13 protein-coding genes and 1 tRNA gene are annotated in these 14,053 nt (G+C 59.4%); 5 read left to right on the top strand and 9 right to left on the bottom strand.

Annotated features, from left to right (window positions below; all coding sequences use genetic code 11):
- Positions 1–78 precede the first annotated feature (78 nt).
- The 3 genes from G0Q00_RS09210 to G0Q00_RS09200 all read left to right on the top strand — a co-directional run bounded on the left by G0Q00_RS09210 (position 79) and on the right by G0Q00_RS09200 (position 2,120).
- Complete coding sequence (locus G0Q00_RS09210) at positions 79–984, top strand: LysR family transcriptional regulator (protein ID WP_163038633.1); 906 nt, start codon at positions 79–81, stop codon at positions 982–984.
- A gap of 71 nt (positions 985–1,055) precedes the next feature.
- Positions 1,056–1,841, top strand: a complete 786-nt coding sequence (locus G0Q00_RS09205) for an inositol monophosphatase family protein (protein WP_163038632.1) — start codon at positions 1,056–1,058, stop codon at positions 1,839–1,841.
- Positions 1,842–1,922: 81 nt separating this feature from the next.
- Complete coding sequence (locus tag G0Q00_RS09200) at positions 1,923–2,120, top strand: hypothetical protein (protein ID WP_163038630.1); 198 nt, start codon at positions 1,923–1,925, stop codon at positions 2,118–2,120.
- Between the two features lie 59 nt (positions 2,121–2,179).
- On the opposite strand, the gene G0Q00_RS09195 is transcribed toward G0Q00_RS09200, so the two are convergent.
- Together G0Q00_RS09195 and putA are read right to left on the bottom strand one after the other, a co-directional pair.
- Entirely contained in the window at positions 2,180–2,929 is a 750-nt protein-coding gene (locus G0Q00_RS09195) for a rhomboid family intramembrane serine protease (protein WP_163038628.1), read from the bottom strand.
- A gap of 47 nt (positions 2,930–2,976) precedes the next feature.
- Entirely contained in the window at positions 2,977–6,420 is a 3,444-nt protein-coding gene (putA, locus tag G0Q00_RS09190) for a bifunctional proline dehydrogenase/L-glutamate gamma-semialdehyde dehydrogenase PutA (protein WP_163038626.1), read from the bottom strand.
- A gap of 105 nt (positions 6,421–6,525) precedes the next feature.
- Here putA and G0Q00_RS09185 point away from each other — a divergent pair, with 105 nt between their 5' ends.
- Positions 6,526–6,999, top strand: a complete 474-nt coding sequence (locus G0Q00_RS09185; protein ID WP_163038624.1) for an Lrp/AsnC family transcriptional regulator — start codon at positions 6,526–6,528, stop codon at positions 6,997–6,999.
- Between the two features lie 48 nt (positions 7,000–7,047).
- Positions 7,048–7,134, top strand: a tRNA-Leu gene (locus tag G0Q00_RS09180).
- Between the two features lie 73 nt (positions 7,135–7,207).
- On the opposite strand, the gene G0Q00_RS09175 is transcribed toward G0Q00_RS09180, so the two are convergent.
- The 7 genes from G0Q00_RS09175 to G0Q00_RS09145 are packed head-to-tail and all read right to left on the bottom strand — an operon-like array spanning position 7,208 to position 13,943.
- Positions 7,208–8,197 carry an ABC transporter substrate-binding protein gene (locus tag G0Q00_RS09175; protein ID WP_163038622.1) on the bottom strand — a complete coding sequence of 330 codons (990 nt, stop codon included), beginning with the start codon at positions 8,195–8,197 and terminating at the stop codon, positions 7,208–7,210.
- 50 nt (positions 8,198–8,247) lie between these two features.
- Complete coding sequence (locus tag G0Q00_RS09170; protein WP_163038620.1) at positions 8,248–9,093, bottom strand: ABC transporter permease; 846 nt, start codon at positions 9,091–9,093, stop codon at positions 8,248–8,250.
- Entirely contained in the window at positions 9,090–10,025 is a 936-nt protein-coding gene (locus G0Q00_RS09165; RefSeq protein WP_163038618.1) for an ABC transporter permease, read from the bottom strand. The genes G0Q00_RS09170 and G0Q00_RS09165 overlap by 4 nt, the downstream gene beginning before the upstream one ends.
- Positions 10,018–10,800 carry an ABC transporter ATP-binding protein gene (locus G0Q00_RS09160; RefSeq protein ID WP_163038616.1) on the bottom strand — a complete coding sequence of 261 codons (783 nt, stop codon included), beginning with the start codon at positions 10,798–10,800 and terminating at the stop codon, positions 10,018–10,020. The genes G0Q00_RS09165 and G0Q00_RS09160 overlap by 8 nt, the downstream gene beginning before the upstream one ends.
- A gap of 1 nt (position 10,801) precedes the next feature.
- A complete protein-coding gene (gene hydA / locus G0Q00_RS09155) occupies positions 10,802–12,256 on the bottom strand; it encodes a dihydropyrimidinase (RefSeq protein WP_163038614.1) in 1,455 nt (484 codons plus the stop codon).
- Positions 12,253–12,699, bottom strand: coding sequence for a hypothetical protein (locus G0Q00_RS09150; protein ID WP_163038612.1), 447 nt, complete (start codon positions 12,697–12,699; stop codon positions 12,253–12,255). The genes hydA and G0Q00_RS09150 overlap by 4 nt, the downstream gene beginning before the upstream one ends.
- Positions 12,696–13,943 carry a Zn-dependent hydrolase gene (locus G0Q00_RS09145; protein WP_163038610.1) on the bottom strand — a complete coding sequence of 416 codons (1,248 nt, stop codon included), beginning with the start codon at positions 13,941–13,943 and terminating at the stop codon, positions 12,696–12,698. Before G0Q00_RS09145 ends, G0Q00_RS09150 begins: the two co-directional genes overlap by 4 nt.
- Between the last annotated feature and the right edge of the window lie 110 nt (positions 13,944–14,053).

Raw genomic sequence — 14,053 nt, 5'->3', positions numbered from 1 at the left:
GGCGAAGTTGCCCCCTTGTGCCTCACGTGGCGTTGTGAGACAAATTCATAATTCTCACAAAGAACATGAGGATCATACATGTACATCGAGTTCCGGCATCTGCGCACCGTGCGCGCCATTCACCATGCGGGGTCTCTGGCGCGGGCGGCGGACATTCTGCACATTACGCAATCGGCGCTAAGTCACCAGATCAAGGGGCTGGAGGAACAGGTCGGGATGGAGCTGTTTCATCGTCGGACCAAGCCCATGCGGTTAAGCCCGGCGGGGATGAAGCTCTTGCGTCTGGCTGAACAGGTGTTGCCCGAGATTGACCGCCTTGAAGAGGAATTTCGCGCGCTGAAGTCCGGCCGCTCTGGACGGCTGCACATCGCGATTGAATGCCACGCCTGTTTCGACTGGCTGTTTCCGGTTCTGGACAAGCTTCGGCATGCGTGGCCGGAGGTGGATCTGGACATCCGCCAGCGCCTTGCCTTTGACGCGATCGAAGCCCTACGGCGCGAGGAAGTGGACTTTGTCATTTCCTCGGACCCGGTCGATATGGCTGGCATTACCTTCTCGCCGCTTTTTGCATATGAGCCGCGCTTTGTGGCTGCGGCTGGGCATCGGCTGGCGGATGAGGAGTTCGTCGTTGCCGAGGATTTCGAGCAGGAACTGCTGCTGACCTATCCGGTGGAGCGCTCAAAAATCGATGTGTTCACAGGGCTTTTGACGCCCGAACGGGTCGAACCGCGCGGACTCAGGCAGGTCGAGATGACCGAGGTAATCCTGATGCTGGTCGCTGCCGGACGCGGCGTTGCAGTGCTGCCGGACTGGGTTCTGACCGATGCGAAACGCAATCCTGATTTCATCACGAAACGGCTGACGGAAGGCGGTCTACGCAAGCAGATGTATGCGGCAACGCGGGACGAGGACACCATGGTTCCCTTCATGGCGCATATGATCCGGTTGTGCCGCTCGGAACCGGTAAAACTTCAACGTGGCTGACGCCCTTTCAGGCTTGGCAAACAAGGCGTACGGGGCTATACGCGCCGTTTGAAACCTCAGGAGTCTTTTCGATGCAAGGCAGTGCAAATCTGAACGTGATGATCAAAGCGGCCCGCATGGCTGGTCGCAGCCTTGTGAAAGACTTTCGCGAGGTTGAGAACCTGCAGGTCTCGATGAAGGGTGCTGGCGACTTTGTGTCGAAGGCCGATATCTCTGCTGAAAAGATCATCCGTGACGAGCTGATGGAAGCGCGCCCCAACTATGGTTGGCTGGCTGAAGAGGGTGGCGCGGCCGAGGGTAAAGACCCGACCCGCCGCTGGATTGTTGATCCGCTGGATGGTACCACCAACTTCCTGCATGGTTTGCCCCATTGGGCGATTTCGATTGCGCTTGAGCACAAGGGCGAGATCGTCGCCGGCGTGGTCTATGACGCTGCCAAGGACGAGATGTTCTACGCCGAAAAAGGCGAAGGCGCTTGGTTGAACCAAAGCCGTCTGCGCGTGTCGGGCCGCTCGCGCCTGATCGAGTGCATCTTCGCCACGGGTCTGCCCTTTGGCGGTCGTTCTGATCTGCCGGAAACGCTTCAGGATCTGGCCCGCATTCTACCAGCAACCGCTGGCGTACGCCGCTTTGGCTCCGCCGCGCTTGATTTGGCCTATGTCGCCGCTGGGCGCTATGACGGCTACTGGGAACGCAGCCTGAATGCGTGGGACATCGCGGCGGGCCTGCTGATCGTAAAAGAAGCTGGCGGCATGGTTGCTCCGGTCGAGGGCGACGCGATTCTTGAAAGTGGCAGCATTGTTGCCGCCAACGAACCAATCTTCGAGAAATTCGACAATTTGGTAAAGAATCTATAAGGCAAGTCCCGTTCAGGCTGAAAAAGAGAGTAGCCCGACATATTTGTGCCGCAAATTTCGCCAATAGATTACAACATGACTATGTTGCCGCTCATATACTCCAAACTCGCGCGTTTTCTGCGTCGCGAAGATGGTGCCGTTACCGTTGATTGGGTCGTTCTGACGGCCGCTATTCTGCTGATGGGCATGTTCGCCGGGTTTGCGGTTACGTCAAGTGTTCCAAGCCTTGCGAACAAGATCAGCGAAGTTGTCTCGAAACAGTCGGTCGGTGGGAACTAAGTCACGCACGGGCGTTTCCACTTGGGTGGGCACGTTGTGTTGATTTATCCTACGTTCTCTTAGCGCTTACGCCGCCCGGCCCGTGGAATGCTGGACCGGGACAGTTTGTATGTGGCTTCGGGATGGTCGGGGTGGCCCTGTGTGCGTGACCAAAAGCGCTGTGCACCAAGCCGCAACCAAACGGGCGTGATCAAGGCAAAGCCAGCGATAAATCCCCCTGCATGTGCCCAATGGGCGACGCCTCCGCCTTCAGCTCCGAAGGATGCCAGGCCGTTAAACAGCTGCAGTCCGAACCAAACCAGCAGGGCGGCCCAGGCTGGAATCGGGATGATCCTGAAGATGATCACGATGATGAACAGCACATCGACCTTGGCTTTGGGAAACAGCAACAGATAGCCTCCCATCACTCCTGCGATTGCTCCGGACGCGCCGATCATTGGTACGGTACTGCCGGGATCCGTGGCGAACTGCAAAAGTGCTGCGGCAATTCCGGTGGCCAGATAAAACAGCAGGAACCGGACATGGCCCAGCATGTCCTCTAGATTGTCCCCGAAGATCCACAGAAACAGCATGTTGCCCGCGAAATGCATGAAGCCTGCATGCAGGAACATCGAGGTGATAAGCGTTTCCAGCCCCAATCCCAGCGATAACCGCTGCGGGATCATGCCGTAGTCTATGAATACCTGCGAGGCCGCTGCGGTTTCATAAAGCGGCCACATATACAGGAAAACCACCGTGTTCACCGCCAGCAGGGCGTAGGTGACGAAGGGCACACGTTCAGATGGGTTGTGATCGCGAATGGGAAACATGGGCCGACTTGACCCGATGCGTGTCACCGGGTCAAGTCGTTGGCAGGTCACGCCTTGGTTTGGGCCAGCATCAAGAGCTCGGCGTTCCCGCCCGAGGCGGTCGTGTCGACGCAAAGGTGGCGTTCATGGGTCACCGTTTCCGCCGTCGGAGCGCCGGTGATCAAGGGCAGGATCGCGCCGGGACGCGAAGCCAGAGCGGTGACAATCTGACGAGCGACCTCGTCTGCGCCCCAGAAGATCACGCCGCCGATCCCGTCGACCGCTTCAAGAGCGTCCGGTGCCAGATTGGGCGCCAAAACAGCGGTGCCACCAAGCGCTTCAATCGCGGTTTTCTGGGCCTGAGCCGCAGCATTTCCCGGCCCCATGCACAGGAACGGCGCGCGCGGGTGGACCGAAAGCTGGTTCAGCTCTCCGGTCGGGCCGGGCAGGCGTGAGGATGACAGCGTTGCATCGCTGTGCGCCTTGGCGATCGCGCCTGACAACGCATCTGCGCCGGGGGCTGCTGATCCGTCATCGTCGTGTTGATCTACCTGCGCAGGCTGACAGAACCGATCCATGTACATCGGGCCACCCGCTTTCGGGCCAGTGCCGGACATGCCTTCGCCCCCGAAGGGTTGCGAGCCGACGATGGCGCCGATCTGGTTGCGGTTCACATAGGCGTTGCCCACATGCATGCGGTCACAAACGTGCTGCACGCGGTCGTCGATGCGGGTGTGCAGCCCGAAGGTCAGACCGTATCCGGCGGCGTTGATCGTATCGATCACCTGATCCAGCTGGTCCGCTTTGAAGGTGGCGATGTGCAGCACCGGACCGAAGATTTCGCGCTTCATGTCTTCAATCCCGTTCACACGGATCAGGGTCGGGGCGATGAAATACCCGCCCTCCAGCGCGGTCAGTTCATGGGCGATGCGGCCATCGGCACGGGCTGCGTCCACATAGGTCTTGATGCCTTGGAAGGCCTCGTCATCAATCACCGGACCTAGGTCTGTGTGTAGATGCCACGGGTCATCCTGCTTCAGCTCGTTCATCGCGCCGACCAGCATTTCGGTCATGGCCTCGGCCACGTCCTCTTGCACGTACAAGCAGCGCAGGGCCGAGCAGCGCTGGCCTGCCGATTGGAAGCTCGAGGCGACGATGTCGCGTACGGCTTGTTCGGGCAGGGCGGTGCTGTCCACGATCATCGCGTTCAATCCGCCGGTTTCCGCGATCAGCGGGGCAGACGGGGCCATGCTCGCCGCCATTGCGCGGCGGATGATCTGGGCGGTTTCGGTGGAGCCGGTGAAGGCGACGCCGCTGATCCGCGCATCCGACGTCAGGGCTGCGCCAACGGTTACGCCGTCGCCCGGTAGAAGTTGCAGGACGTCGGTTGGGACGCCCGCCTGATGCAGAAGCTTTACCGCTTCATGTGCGATCAACCCGGTCTGTTCAGCGGGTTTGGCTAGGACGCCATTTCCCACGGCCAACGCGCCTGCGATCTGGCCGGTGAAGATGGCCAGAGGAAAGTTCCACGGCGAGATGCAGGTGAAAAGGCCCACCGGTGCGCGGGTGTGATCGTCCACGCGGCTCGCGTAATAGCGCAGGAAATCAACGGCTTCGCGCAGCTCTCCCATGCAATCCAGCCAGATTTTGCCCGCCTCGCGCGAAAGCAGCGCGAAGAAGAGGCCGAGGTTCTCTTCATAGAGGTCCGCGGCGCGGTTCAAGATCTTGGCGCGCTCCGCAGCACTGGCATCCCATGCTTTAGCAGCGGTCAGAGCGGTCTCGACATCTTCAGCGCTGGCCCATGTGATCTGGCCGATTGGCGTATGAGTCGAGGGATTTTTGACCGTGATAACCGGCCCACCCGCAGGCGTTCCTGAGATCAGCGGGGCACCGACGAAATCGGTGTTGGAGAACGCCCCACGCGCGGCCTCGATCTGATCGAGATGCGGGTCATAGGTTAGGTCCAGACCCATCGAGTTCTTGCGTGCTCCGAAAAGCTCGGGCCCCGTGGGCACGTGTGGGGCTTCGATTGCGAGCGCATCGAACGGACAGGCGGCGACCTCTTCTGGCGTGACGCTTTCGTCGACGATTTGGTTCACGAAGGAACTGTTGGCGCCGTTCTCTAGCAGTCGACGCACCAGATAGGCCAGCAGATCACGATGCGCGCCGACGGGGGCATAGATGCGACAGCGGGTTCGGTTCGCGTCCATGATGATCTGGTGCAGACGCTCGCCCATGCCATGAAGGCGCTGGAACTCGTAAGCCTGCGTGTCGATACCCGAGGTCTGCGCGATGTCCAGAATGGCCGCGGCGGTGTGGGCGTTGTGGGTGGCGAACTGTGGATAGATGCGGTCGGTCAGGCCCAGAAGCTTCTTGGCGTTGGCGATATAGCTGACATCGGTGGCGACCTTGCGGGTAAATACCGGGAAGCCTTCCAGCCCCTCGACCTGCGCGCGCTTGATCTCGCTGTCCCAATAGGCGCCTTTCACCAGACGGACCATGATCTTACGGTCTAGACGGGTGGCGGTTTCGTGCAGCCAGTCGATGACGGCACCCGCGCGGTGGCCATAGGCCTGCACCACGACGCCGAATCCGTCCCATCCTGCCAGCGCGGGGTCTTCCAGCACCTTTTCAATCACATCTAGCGAAATCTGCAGACGGTCGGCTTCCTCGGCGTCGATATTGAAACCCATGCCTGCCGATTTCGCCAGCTGTGCAAGGGCCGAGACACGGGGAACCAGCGTTTCGATGACGCGCTTGTGCTGGGCGCGTTCATAGCGTGCAAAGAGGGCAGACAGTTTGACCGAGATGCCAGGGTTCGAGCGGATGTCGTCCGAGGTACAGGCGCCCGCAATCTCGGAAATCGCCTTGGCATAGGCCATCTGATACCGACGCGCATCGCTGTCGGTCAGGGCCGCTTCGCCCAGCATGTCGTAGGAATAGGTGAACCCTTTCTCTTCCATCTTGGACCCGCGCTTCATCGCAGCCCCGATGGTCTCGCCCAGCACGAATTGGCTGCCCATTTCCTTCATGGCGCGGCCGACGGCGGTTCGGATGACAGGTTCTCCCAGGCGCTTCACGGCCCCGCGCAGTGCGCCCGCGATACCGGGCTCGCGGTCTTCCAGAACTTTACCGGTCAGCAGCAACGCCCAGGTCGAGGCGTTCACCAGTGATGAAGACGACCGCCCAAGGTGCTTGCCCCAATCGGACGGCGCGATCTTGTCTTCGATCAGCGCGTCGATGGTTTCCGCATCTGGCACGCGCAGCAGGGCTTCGGCCAGACACATCAGCGCGATGCCTTCGTCGGTGGACAGGCCGTATTCGGCTAGAAAGACCTCCATCAAGCCGGGATCCGAGCTTTCGCGGATACCACGCACCAGTTCCGCCCCGCTGGCCGCAATCCGCGCGCGATCGGTGTCAGATAGGTTGGCCGAAGTCACAAGGCCAGCGATATGGCGCTCTTCATCCGTATAGGCGAGGTCATCAATCAATGTGCGCAGATCAGTGGTCATGCGGATCTCCTTTCTTGTCGTTGTGACTATCATAACCCAAAGTGACTAGCCAAAATGACTGAATTAGTGCTACAGGATGATGATAGAGTCTGAATGGGGCGAAAAATGCAGGACGAATGGAAATCCGAGTTTGACCGCTTCGATCGCTTGATTCTGGATATTCTGTCGACGGATGGACGGATCTCGATCACCGAGCTAGCCGGGAAAATTGGCTTGTCGAAATCGCCGACTCAGGCGCGTTTGAAAAAGCTTGAAAAGACCGGCGTAATTACCGGATACCGTGCGCAAATCGACCCAATTCGGATGGGCCGCGACCACGTTGCCTTTGTCGAGGTAAAGCTGTCTGACACGCGCGAGGCGGCGTTGACAGCGTTCAACGAAGGGGTCGCAGCCATCCCCGAGGTCGAGGAATGCTATATGCTTGCAGCCCATTTTGATTATCTGCTGAAGGTGCGGACGCAGGACATGCGCGACTATCGCCGGGTCTTGGGGGAAAAGATCAGTTCCTTGCCGCATGTGGCACAAAGCTCGACCCACGTGGCGATGCAAGCCGTGAAGGAAGATGGCACGTCGGTGTGATCTGGCGTTGCCCCAGCCTGATATTAGGGATAGTGAAAGTGGTGCTAGGCCCGCGTGGTGGAATGGTAGACACAGGAGACTTAAAATCTCTAGGCCGGATAGGCCGTGCCGGTTCGAGTCCGGCCGCGGGTACCAAGCTTATAACGTGATGTTGAAATGCAAACGGCGCACCGAAATGGCGCGCCGTTTTCTGTTTTATGTCAACTGATTATTTCAGTGCTGCATCAGTGATGGCGCTGGTCCAGGCGCCTTCAGGTGCTTTGGTGATCACCGGATCCGAACCACCACCCAGCAGGGTGTCGACCGTGCGCTGGTAAGCAGCTTCGTTCAGCGACCCGTCCGACCCTGCCGTCAGCTTGCCGATCTCGCCGATCATGCGGATCTGGTGGGTCTCGGTCTGGGCTCCGGTTTCGTCATAGTCCAGGATGATCCCGGCTGCAGCTTCAGCATTCTCTTCGGCCCATTTCCAACCTTTCATCGAGGCGCGCACGAAACGCTCCATCTTGTCGGTGAAGGCGGCGTCCGAAAGCTTGTCTTCCAGCACATACAGACCGTCTTCCAGCGTTGCGACGCCTTGGTCTTCATACTTGAAGGTCACCAGTTCGTCCGGGCTGACACCTGAATCGATCACCTGCCAGTACTCGTTATAGGTCATGGTCGAAATACAGTCGGCTTGGCGCTGCAGCAGGGCGTCCACGTTGAAGGCCTGCTTCAGGACTTCAACCCCGGTTTCGCTTTTGCCATCGGTCGACAGACCCAGCTTCGACATCCAGTTCATGAACGGGAATTCGTTGCCGAAGAACCAGACGCCAAGGGTGCGATTGGCCAGATCAGCGGGCGAGGAGATGCCCACGTCGCCCCAGCAGGTCAGCATCATGCCCGAAGACGCAAAGGGTTGGGCGATATTGACCAGCGGAAGGCCTTTTTCGCGCGCTGCAAGGGCTGCAGGCATCCATTCGACAACAACGTCTGCGCTGCCGCCTGCGATCACCTGCGTCGGTGCAATATCCGGGCCGCCGGGCAGAATTGTGACGTTCAGGTCTTCCTCAGCGTAATAGCCGTTCTCAAGCGCCACATAGTAGCCCGCAAATTGGCCTTGCGTGACCCACTTCAGCTGAAGCGTAACGTCATCTGCCGCAGTTGCCGCGCTTGCGCTAACGGCAAGGGCAGCTGCGCCGATCATTGATTTAAGGTTCATGGTTCTCTCCTTGTTGAATTATTTTTGGTTTGGTTTTTGGGTTGATTTACTCAGCCTCTTTGTGACGGGTGCCAGAAGGTCACCTTTTTCTCGATAAATGCGACGATGCCGTAAAAGGCAGTGCCCGCAAGGGCGGCGACGACGATCTCGGCCCAGACCAGATCGATCGACAGGCTGCCGACACCTGTTGAAATTCGGAATCCCATACCGCGGGTGGGGGATCCAAAGTATTCAGCCACAATTGCCCCGATCAGGGCAAGTGTTGCAGCCACTTTCAGCCCGTTGAAGATAAAGGGCATTGCGGCGGGGATGCGCAGCTTGAGCAGCGTTTTGAAGTATCCCGCAGCATAGGTTTTCATCAGGTCGCGCAGCATCGCATCTGTTTCGCGCAAACCTTGGACGGTGTTCACCAGTACGGGGAAGAACACCATGACGACGACCACGGCTGCTTTGGAGTGCCAGTCAAAGCCAAACCAGCTGACCAGAATGGGGGCAACGCCGACGATGGGCAGAGCCGCCACGAAGTTCCCGATGGGCAAAAGGCCGCGCGTCAGGAAGGGTGAGCGGTCGATCAGGATCGCGACGACAAAGGCTGCCAGTACGCCGATGATATAGCCGCGCAGCGCGCCTTTTAGGACGGTTTGGACGAAATCCTCCCACAGCATGCCGGTCGAGTTGATGAAACGATCCGCCACCGCTGACGGGGCGGGTAGGATGGCGGGTGAGATGGCGAAGCTGTGGACCACGGCCTCCCACAGCACAACGATGGTGAGGCCAAACAGGATCGGCACCGTGTATTTCACCGCTGTCGTGTCAGACAGCCGTGACCGGACAAGGGCGATATTGGTGCCCCAGGCGCATATCCAGAAAACAAAGGCGAAGATCATCCAGCTCATGTGCGCATCCCCATCTTGCGCAGCAGGACATGCTGCGTTCGGTCAAGAAGTGTGACCAGTACGCCCGCCAGAATGGCCGCGGCGAACAAGGCTGACCAGATCGCCAAAGGCGTTCCGAACTGATCGCCGATCAGGATCCGTGCGCCCAACCCGCTGATCGCACCCGTTGGCAGCTCGCCCACGATGGCCCCCACAAGGGCGGCAGCAACGCCAATCTTAAGCGATGTGAACAGATAAGGCAGGGATGCCGGCACCCGCAGTTTCAGGAACTGCTGCTGGCCTGATGCCGAGTAGGTTTTCAGAAGGTCCAACTGTTCGGCATTGGGGGCGCGTAGCCCCTTGATCATGCCGACCATGACCGGAAAGAAACATAGATAGGACGAGATCAGCGCCTTCGGAAACCCACGCCCGTCAATCCCCGCCTGAGAAGACAGAACGATGATCATCGGGGCAAGCGCCACAATGGGCACTGCTTGCGAGATGATGGCCCAAGGGACCAGCGACATTTCAAGCACGCGGGATTTCACCACCAGAACGGCGCCAAGGATGCCGACCGATGTGCCCAAAAGGAAGCCCCAGAAGGTTGATTGCAGGGTGATCCAGCCGTGATAAATCAGCGACCGTTTCGACCATGTGCGGCCTTTCAGGATCATTGCGCCCGTCGTCTTCCACAGCTCTTGGCCGACCTGCGTCGGTGTGGGTAGGCGTGGACGGTCAAGGTCATAGCCGCCCGCGATATAGCTTTTATTGTTCAGCAGAAGCGACAGGGTCGAGGCATTGCGCCGTTCCACGGCCTCTGTCGGGACGACATCTCCCCCAGCGCGCGCCGCCTGATCCAATGTGACACGGATGTTCATCGGTGCCACGGCCAGGAACCAGATCACCAGAATACCGAAGAGCACAGTCAGGACAGGAAACAGCGTTCTAGTCATAGGAATGCCCCGCGCGCAGCCCTTCGCGGACCCGGTGGGCGACGTCCAGAAACTCTTGCGTGTCGCGAATGTCCAGCGGACGTTCGGCGGGCAGGGGGCATTCGATCACGTCGGAAATTCGGCCGGGACGCGGGGACATGACGACGATCTTGGTCGACAGGTACACGGCCTCGGGGATCGAGTGGGTGACGAAGCAGATCGTTTTCTGCGTCTTGGCCCAAAGCTTCAAAAGCTGCTCGTTCAGGTGATCGCGCACGATCTCGTCCAGCGCCCCGAAGGGCTCGTCCATGAGCAGGATATCCGCATCAAAGGCTAGTGCACGGGCGATCGAGGCCCGTTGCTGCATGCCGCCTGATAGCTGCCACGGGAACTTCTTCTCAAACCCTGCCAGATCGACCAGCTCAAGCACACGCTTGATCCGCTCGTCTTGCTCGGCCGTGGGATAGCCCATGATTTCCAGCGGCAGGCGTACATTGCGCCCGATGGTGCGCCATGGGTACAGCCCAGCGTGCTGGAACACATAGCCATAGGCGCGCGAGCGGCGGGCCTCGTGCGGGGACACGCCGTTTACCGTGATGTCGCCCGCCGTTGGCGTTTCCAAATCCGCCATGCAGCGCAGGAAGGTGGTTTTGCCACAGCCCGACGGGCCGATGAAACTGACAAAATCACCCTTCTTGATGTCTAGCGACACGTCTTTCAACGCATGCACTGGCCCGTCATTGGTCTGAAAGGTCAGAGAGAGGTTCTCGGCCTTGATTACCGTTTCTGCTGTCACGTTAGACCCCCGTCGCCGGAATGCCCGAGCGTTTGACCGGCTGCGGCGCTGTCAGCTCTTTCCACTTCGATAGCGCGGTGTTCACCGTTGCATTCGGTTCACGGGCGACGAACTTACCATGACCTTCCTGCGTGCGGATTTCTCCGTCATGTACAGCCACTTGACCACGTGTCAGGGTGAAGCGCGGCAGGCCTTTGACCTGATGCCCTTCGAAGACGTTGTAGTCGATCGAGGATTGCTGCGTGCCCGCGGCAATGGTCTTGGACTTCTCTGGGTCCCAGACCACAAGGTCAGCATCGGCGCCAACCAGCACGGCACCCTTGCGCGGGTAACAGTTCAGGATCTTCGCGATATTGGTCGAAGTGACGGCGACAAATTCGTTCATCGTCAGGCGACCCGTGGCAACGCCTTGGGTCCAGAGCATCGGCATCCGATCCTCAAGCCCGCCGGTACCGTTCGGGATCTGGGTAAAGTCGCCCACGCCATAACGTTTCTGCTCGGTCGTGAAGGCGCAGTGGTCGGTGGCCACGACGGACAGAGAGCCCGATTGCAGACCCGCCCACAGGCTGTCTTGGTGTTTTTGATTGCGGAAGGGGGGCGACATGACGCGGCGCGCAGCGTGGTCCCAATCCTTGTTGAAATACTCGCTTTCATCCAGCGTCAGGTGCTGGATCAGCGGCTCGCCCCAAACGCGCTTACCCTGCATACGGGCGCGGCGGATGGCTTCGTGGGCTTCCTCGCAAGACACATGCACCACATAAAGCGGCGCGCCGGCCATATCGGCGATCATGATGGCGCGGTTGGTGGCTTCGCCTTCGACCTGAGAAGGGCGGGAATAGGCGTGTGCCTCGGGGCCGGTATTGCCTTCAGCCAGCAGCTTGGCCGACAGCTCGGCAATCACATCGCCGTTTTCGGCATGGACCATCGGGGTCGCGCCCAGTTCGGCCAGACGCGTAAACGACGAGTAAAGCTCGTCATCATTCACCATCAACGCGCCCTTATAGGCGAGGAAGTGCTTGAACGTGTTGATGCCGCGCTCCTGCACGACGGTCTGCATGTCGTTAAACACCTGCTCGCCCCACCAGGTCACCGCCATATGGAACGAATAGTCACAATTCGCGCGGGTCGATTTGTTGTCCCACCGCTTCAGCGCGTCCAGCAGGCTTTCACCTTGGTTGGGCAGGCAGAAATCGACCACCATCGTGGTGCCGCCCGCCAGACCGGCGCGCGTCCCGCTTTCGAAATCGTCCGAGGAATAGGTGCCCATAAAAGGCATCTCAAGGTGCACATGCGGGTCAATCCCGCCCGGCATGACATAGCAGCCGGTGGCGTCCAGCACCTCGTCGCCCTTCAGGTCAGGGCCAATTTCGATGATGACGCCGCCGTCGATCAGGACGTCGGATTTATAGGTCAGGTCGGCGGTAACGATTGTGCCGTTTTTAATGACGGTGCTCATGCGTTTTCTCCCCGTGTGGGTGTTGTCAGAAATTCGTAGACCTCTTCTGGGTCACGAATGATTTTGGCCTCGACGCCGGCCCCGAATGCCGCCAGCGTATTCTTTTCCCAGTCATCCAGCCAACTGGTGTCTTGGCCTGTTTCGGGCAAAGGAGGCACCAGAACGAAGCGCGTCAGGCCAGAACTTTTGATTGCATTGTGGAACTCTTCACCATTGACCCAATCAAGATCCGATGGGCTGAGAGCGGATCGGGAACGTGATATGTCAGCCAGCCAGCCCTTAACGTCATGCGCCTTTGCATAGGCTGCGGCTGCAAGAACTGCGTCACGAACTCCGGTGCCTTCATCATACTCCGCGTGCCAGACTAGGTTCACTGCATTCAGGTCAGGCCGATAAGTGACATCGACCAGACCCACCTGCCGGTGAACCGTCACCTGTGTCATTCCACAATCTCCGCCGTTTCCAACACTGCGTGCAGCAAGACATCCGTGCCAGCTGCGGCCCATTCCTTGGAGATGTCCTCGGCCTCATTATGGCTCAGGCCGTCCACGCAGGGACACATGATCATTGCGGTGGGTGCGACGTCGTTGATCCAGCAGGCGTCGTGGCCCGCGCCGGACACGATATCCATGTGGCTATAGCCCAGCTCTTCCGCCGCATCGCGCACCGCTTTCACGCAGCCCTCGTCAAAGGCGGGCGGGTCGAAGGTGCCGACCATTTCCCAGCTCATCTCGACGCCAATGTCGGCGCAGAGCTTCGGCGCACGCTCGTCGAACTCGGCGATCATGGCGTCGATCACCTCTTGCAGGTGCGAGCGGAAATCGACGGTGCAGACGACCTTGCCGGGGATGATGTTGCGCGAGTTCGGATAGACATCGACATGGCCAATCGCACCCACCGCGTTTGGCTGGTGCTTCATCGCAATTTCGTGCACCAACTCGGTGATCAGCGCCAGGCCGCGGCCTGCGTTGATGCGCATATGCATGGGGGTCGAGCCGGTGTGGCTTTCCTTGCCCACGATGGTCACTTCCAGCCAGTTCAGGCCCTGACCGTGGGTGACGACGCCGATGTCTTTGCCCTCGGCCTCCAGAATGGGGCCTTGTTCGATGTGCAGCTCGAACATCGCGTGCATTTTGCGTGCGCCGACCTCTTCATCGCCAACCCAGCCAATGCGCTTCAGCTCGTCTCCGAACTTCTTGCCCTCGGCATCTTCGCGATCATAAGCCCAGTCTTGCGTGTGCTTGCCGGCGAACACGCCCGAGGCCAGCATGGCCGGCGCAAAGCGCGTGCCTTCTTCGTTGGTCCAATTGGCAACGACGATCGGGTGTTTGGTTTTGACGTTTAGGTCGTTCATCGTGCGGACCGCTTCCAGCCCGCCCAGCACGCCCAAAACGCCGTCATACTTGCCGCCGGTGGGCTGCGTATCCAGATGCGAGCCCATATAGATGGGCAGGGCGTTCGGGTCTTCGCCGGGACGGGTGGCAAACATGTTGCCCATCGTATCGACGCCCATCGTCATGCCAGCGGCTTCACACCATTTTTGGAACAGCGCGCGGCCCTCGGCGTCTTCATCTGTCAGTGTCTGGCGATTGTTGCCGCCTGCGATGCCGGGGCCGATCTTGGCCATCTCCATCAGACTGTCCCACAGCCGATCAGGATCAATACGCAAGTTTTTGCGGTTGTTCATATTCATCTCCCTTTGGGTACACATGAATGTGCATGCGGAATTTAGATTCCGTCTTGTCTTCAGGCTGGATGATTTCTGCACGATCGGTCAACATTTTTCTGACCGATCGT

Source organism: Aliiroseovarius sp. PrR006 (genome assembly GCF_010500215.1).
Classification (GTDB): Bacteria; Pseudomonadota; Alphaproteobacteria; order Rhodobacterales; family Rhodobacteraceae; genus Aliiroseovarius.
Note: the sequence above shows the minus strand (reverse complement) of the source record. Positions and strands in the feature narration are given on the sequence as shown.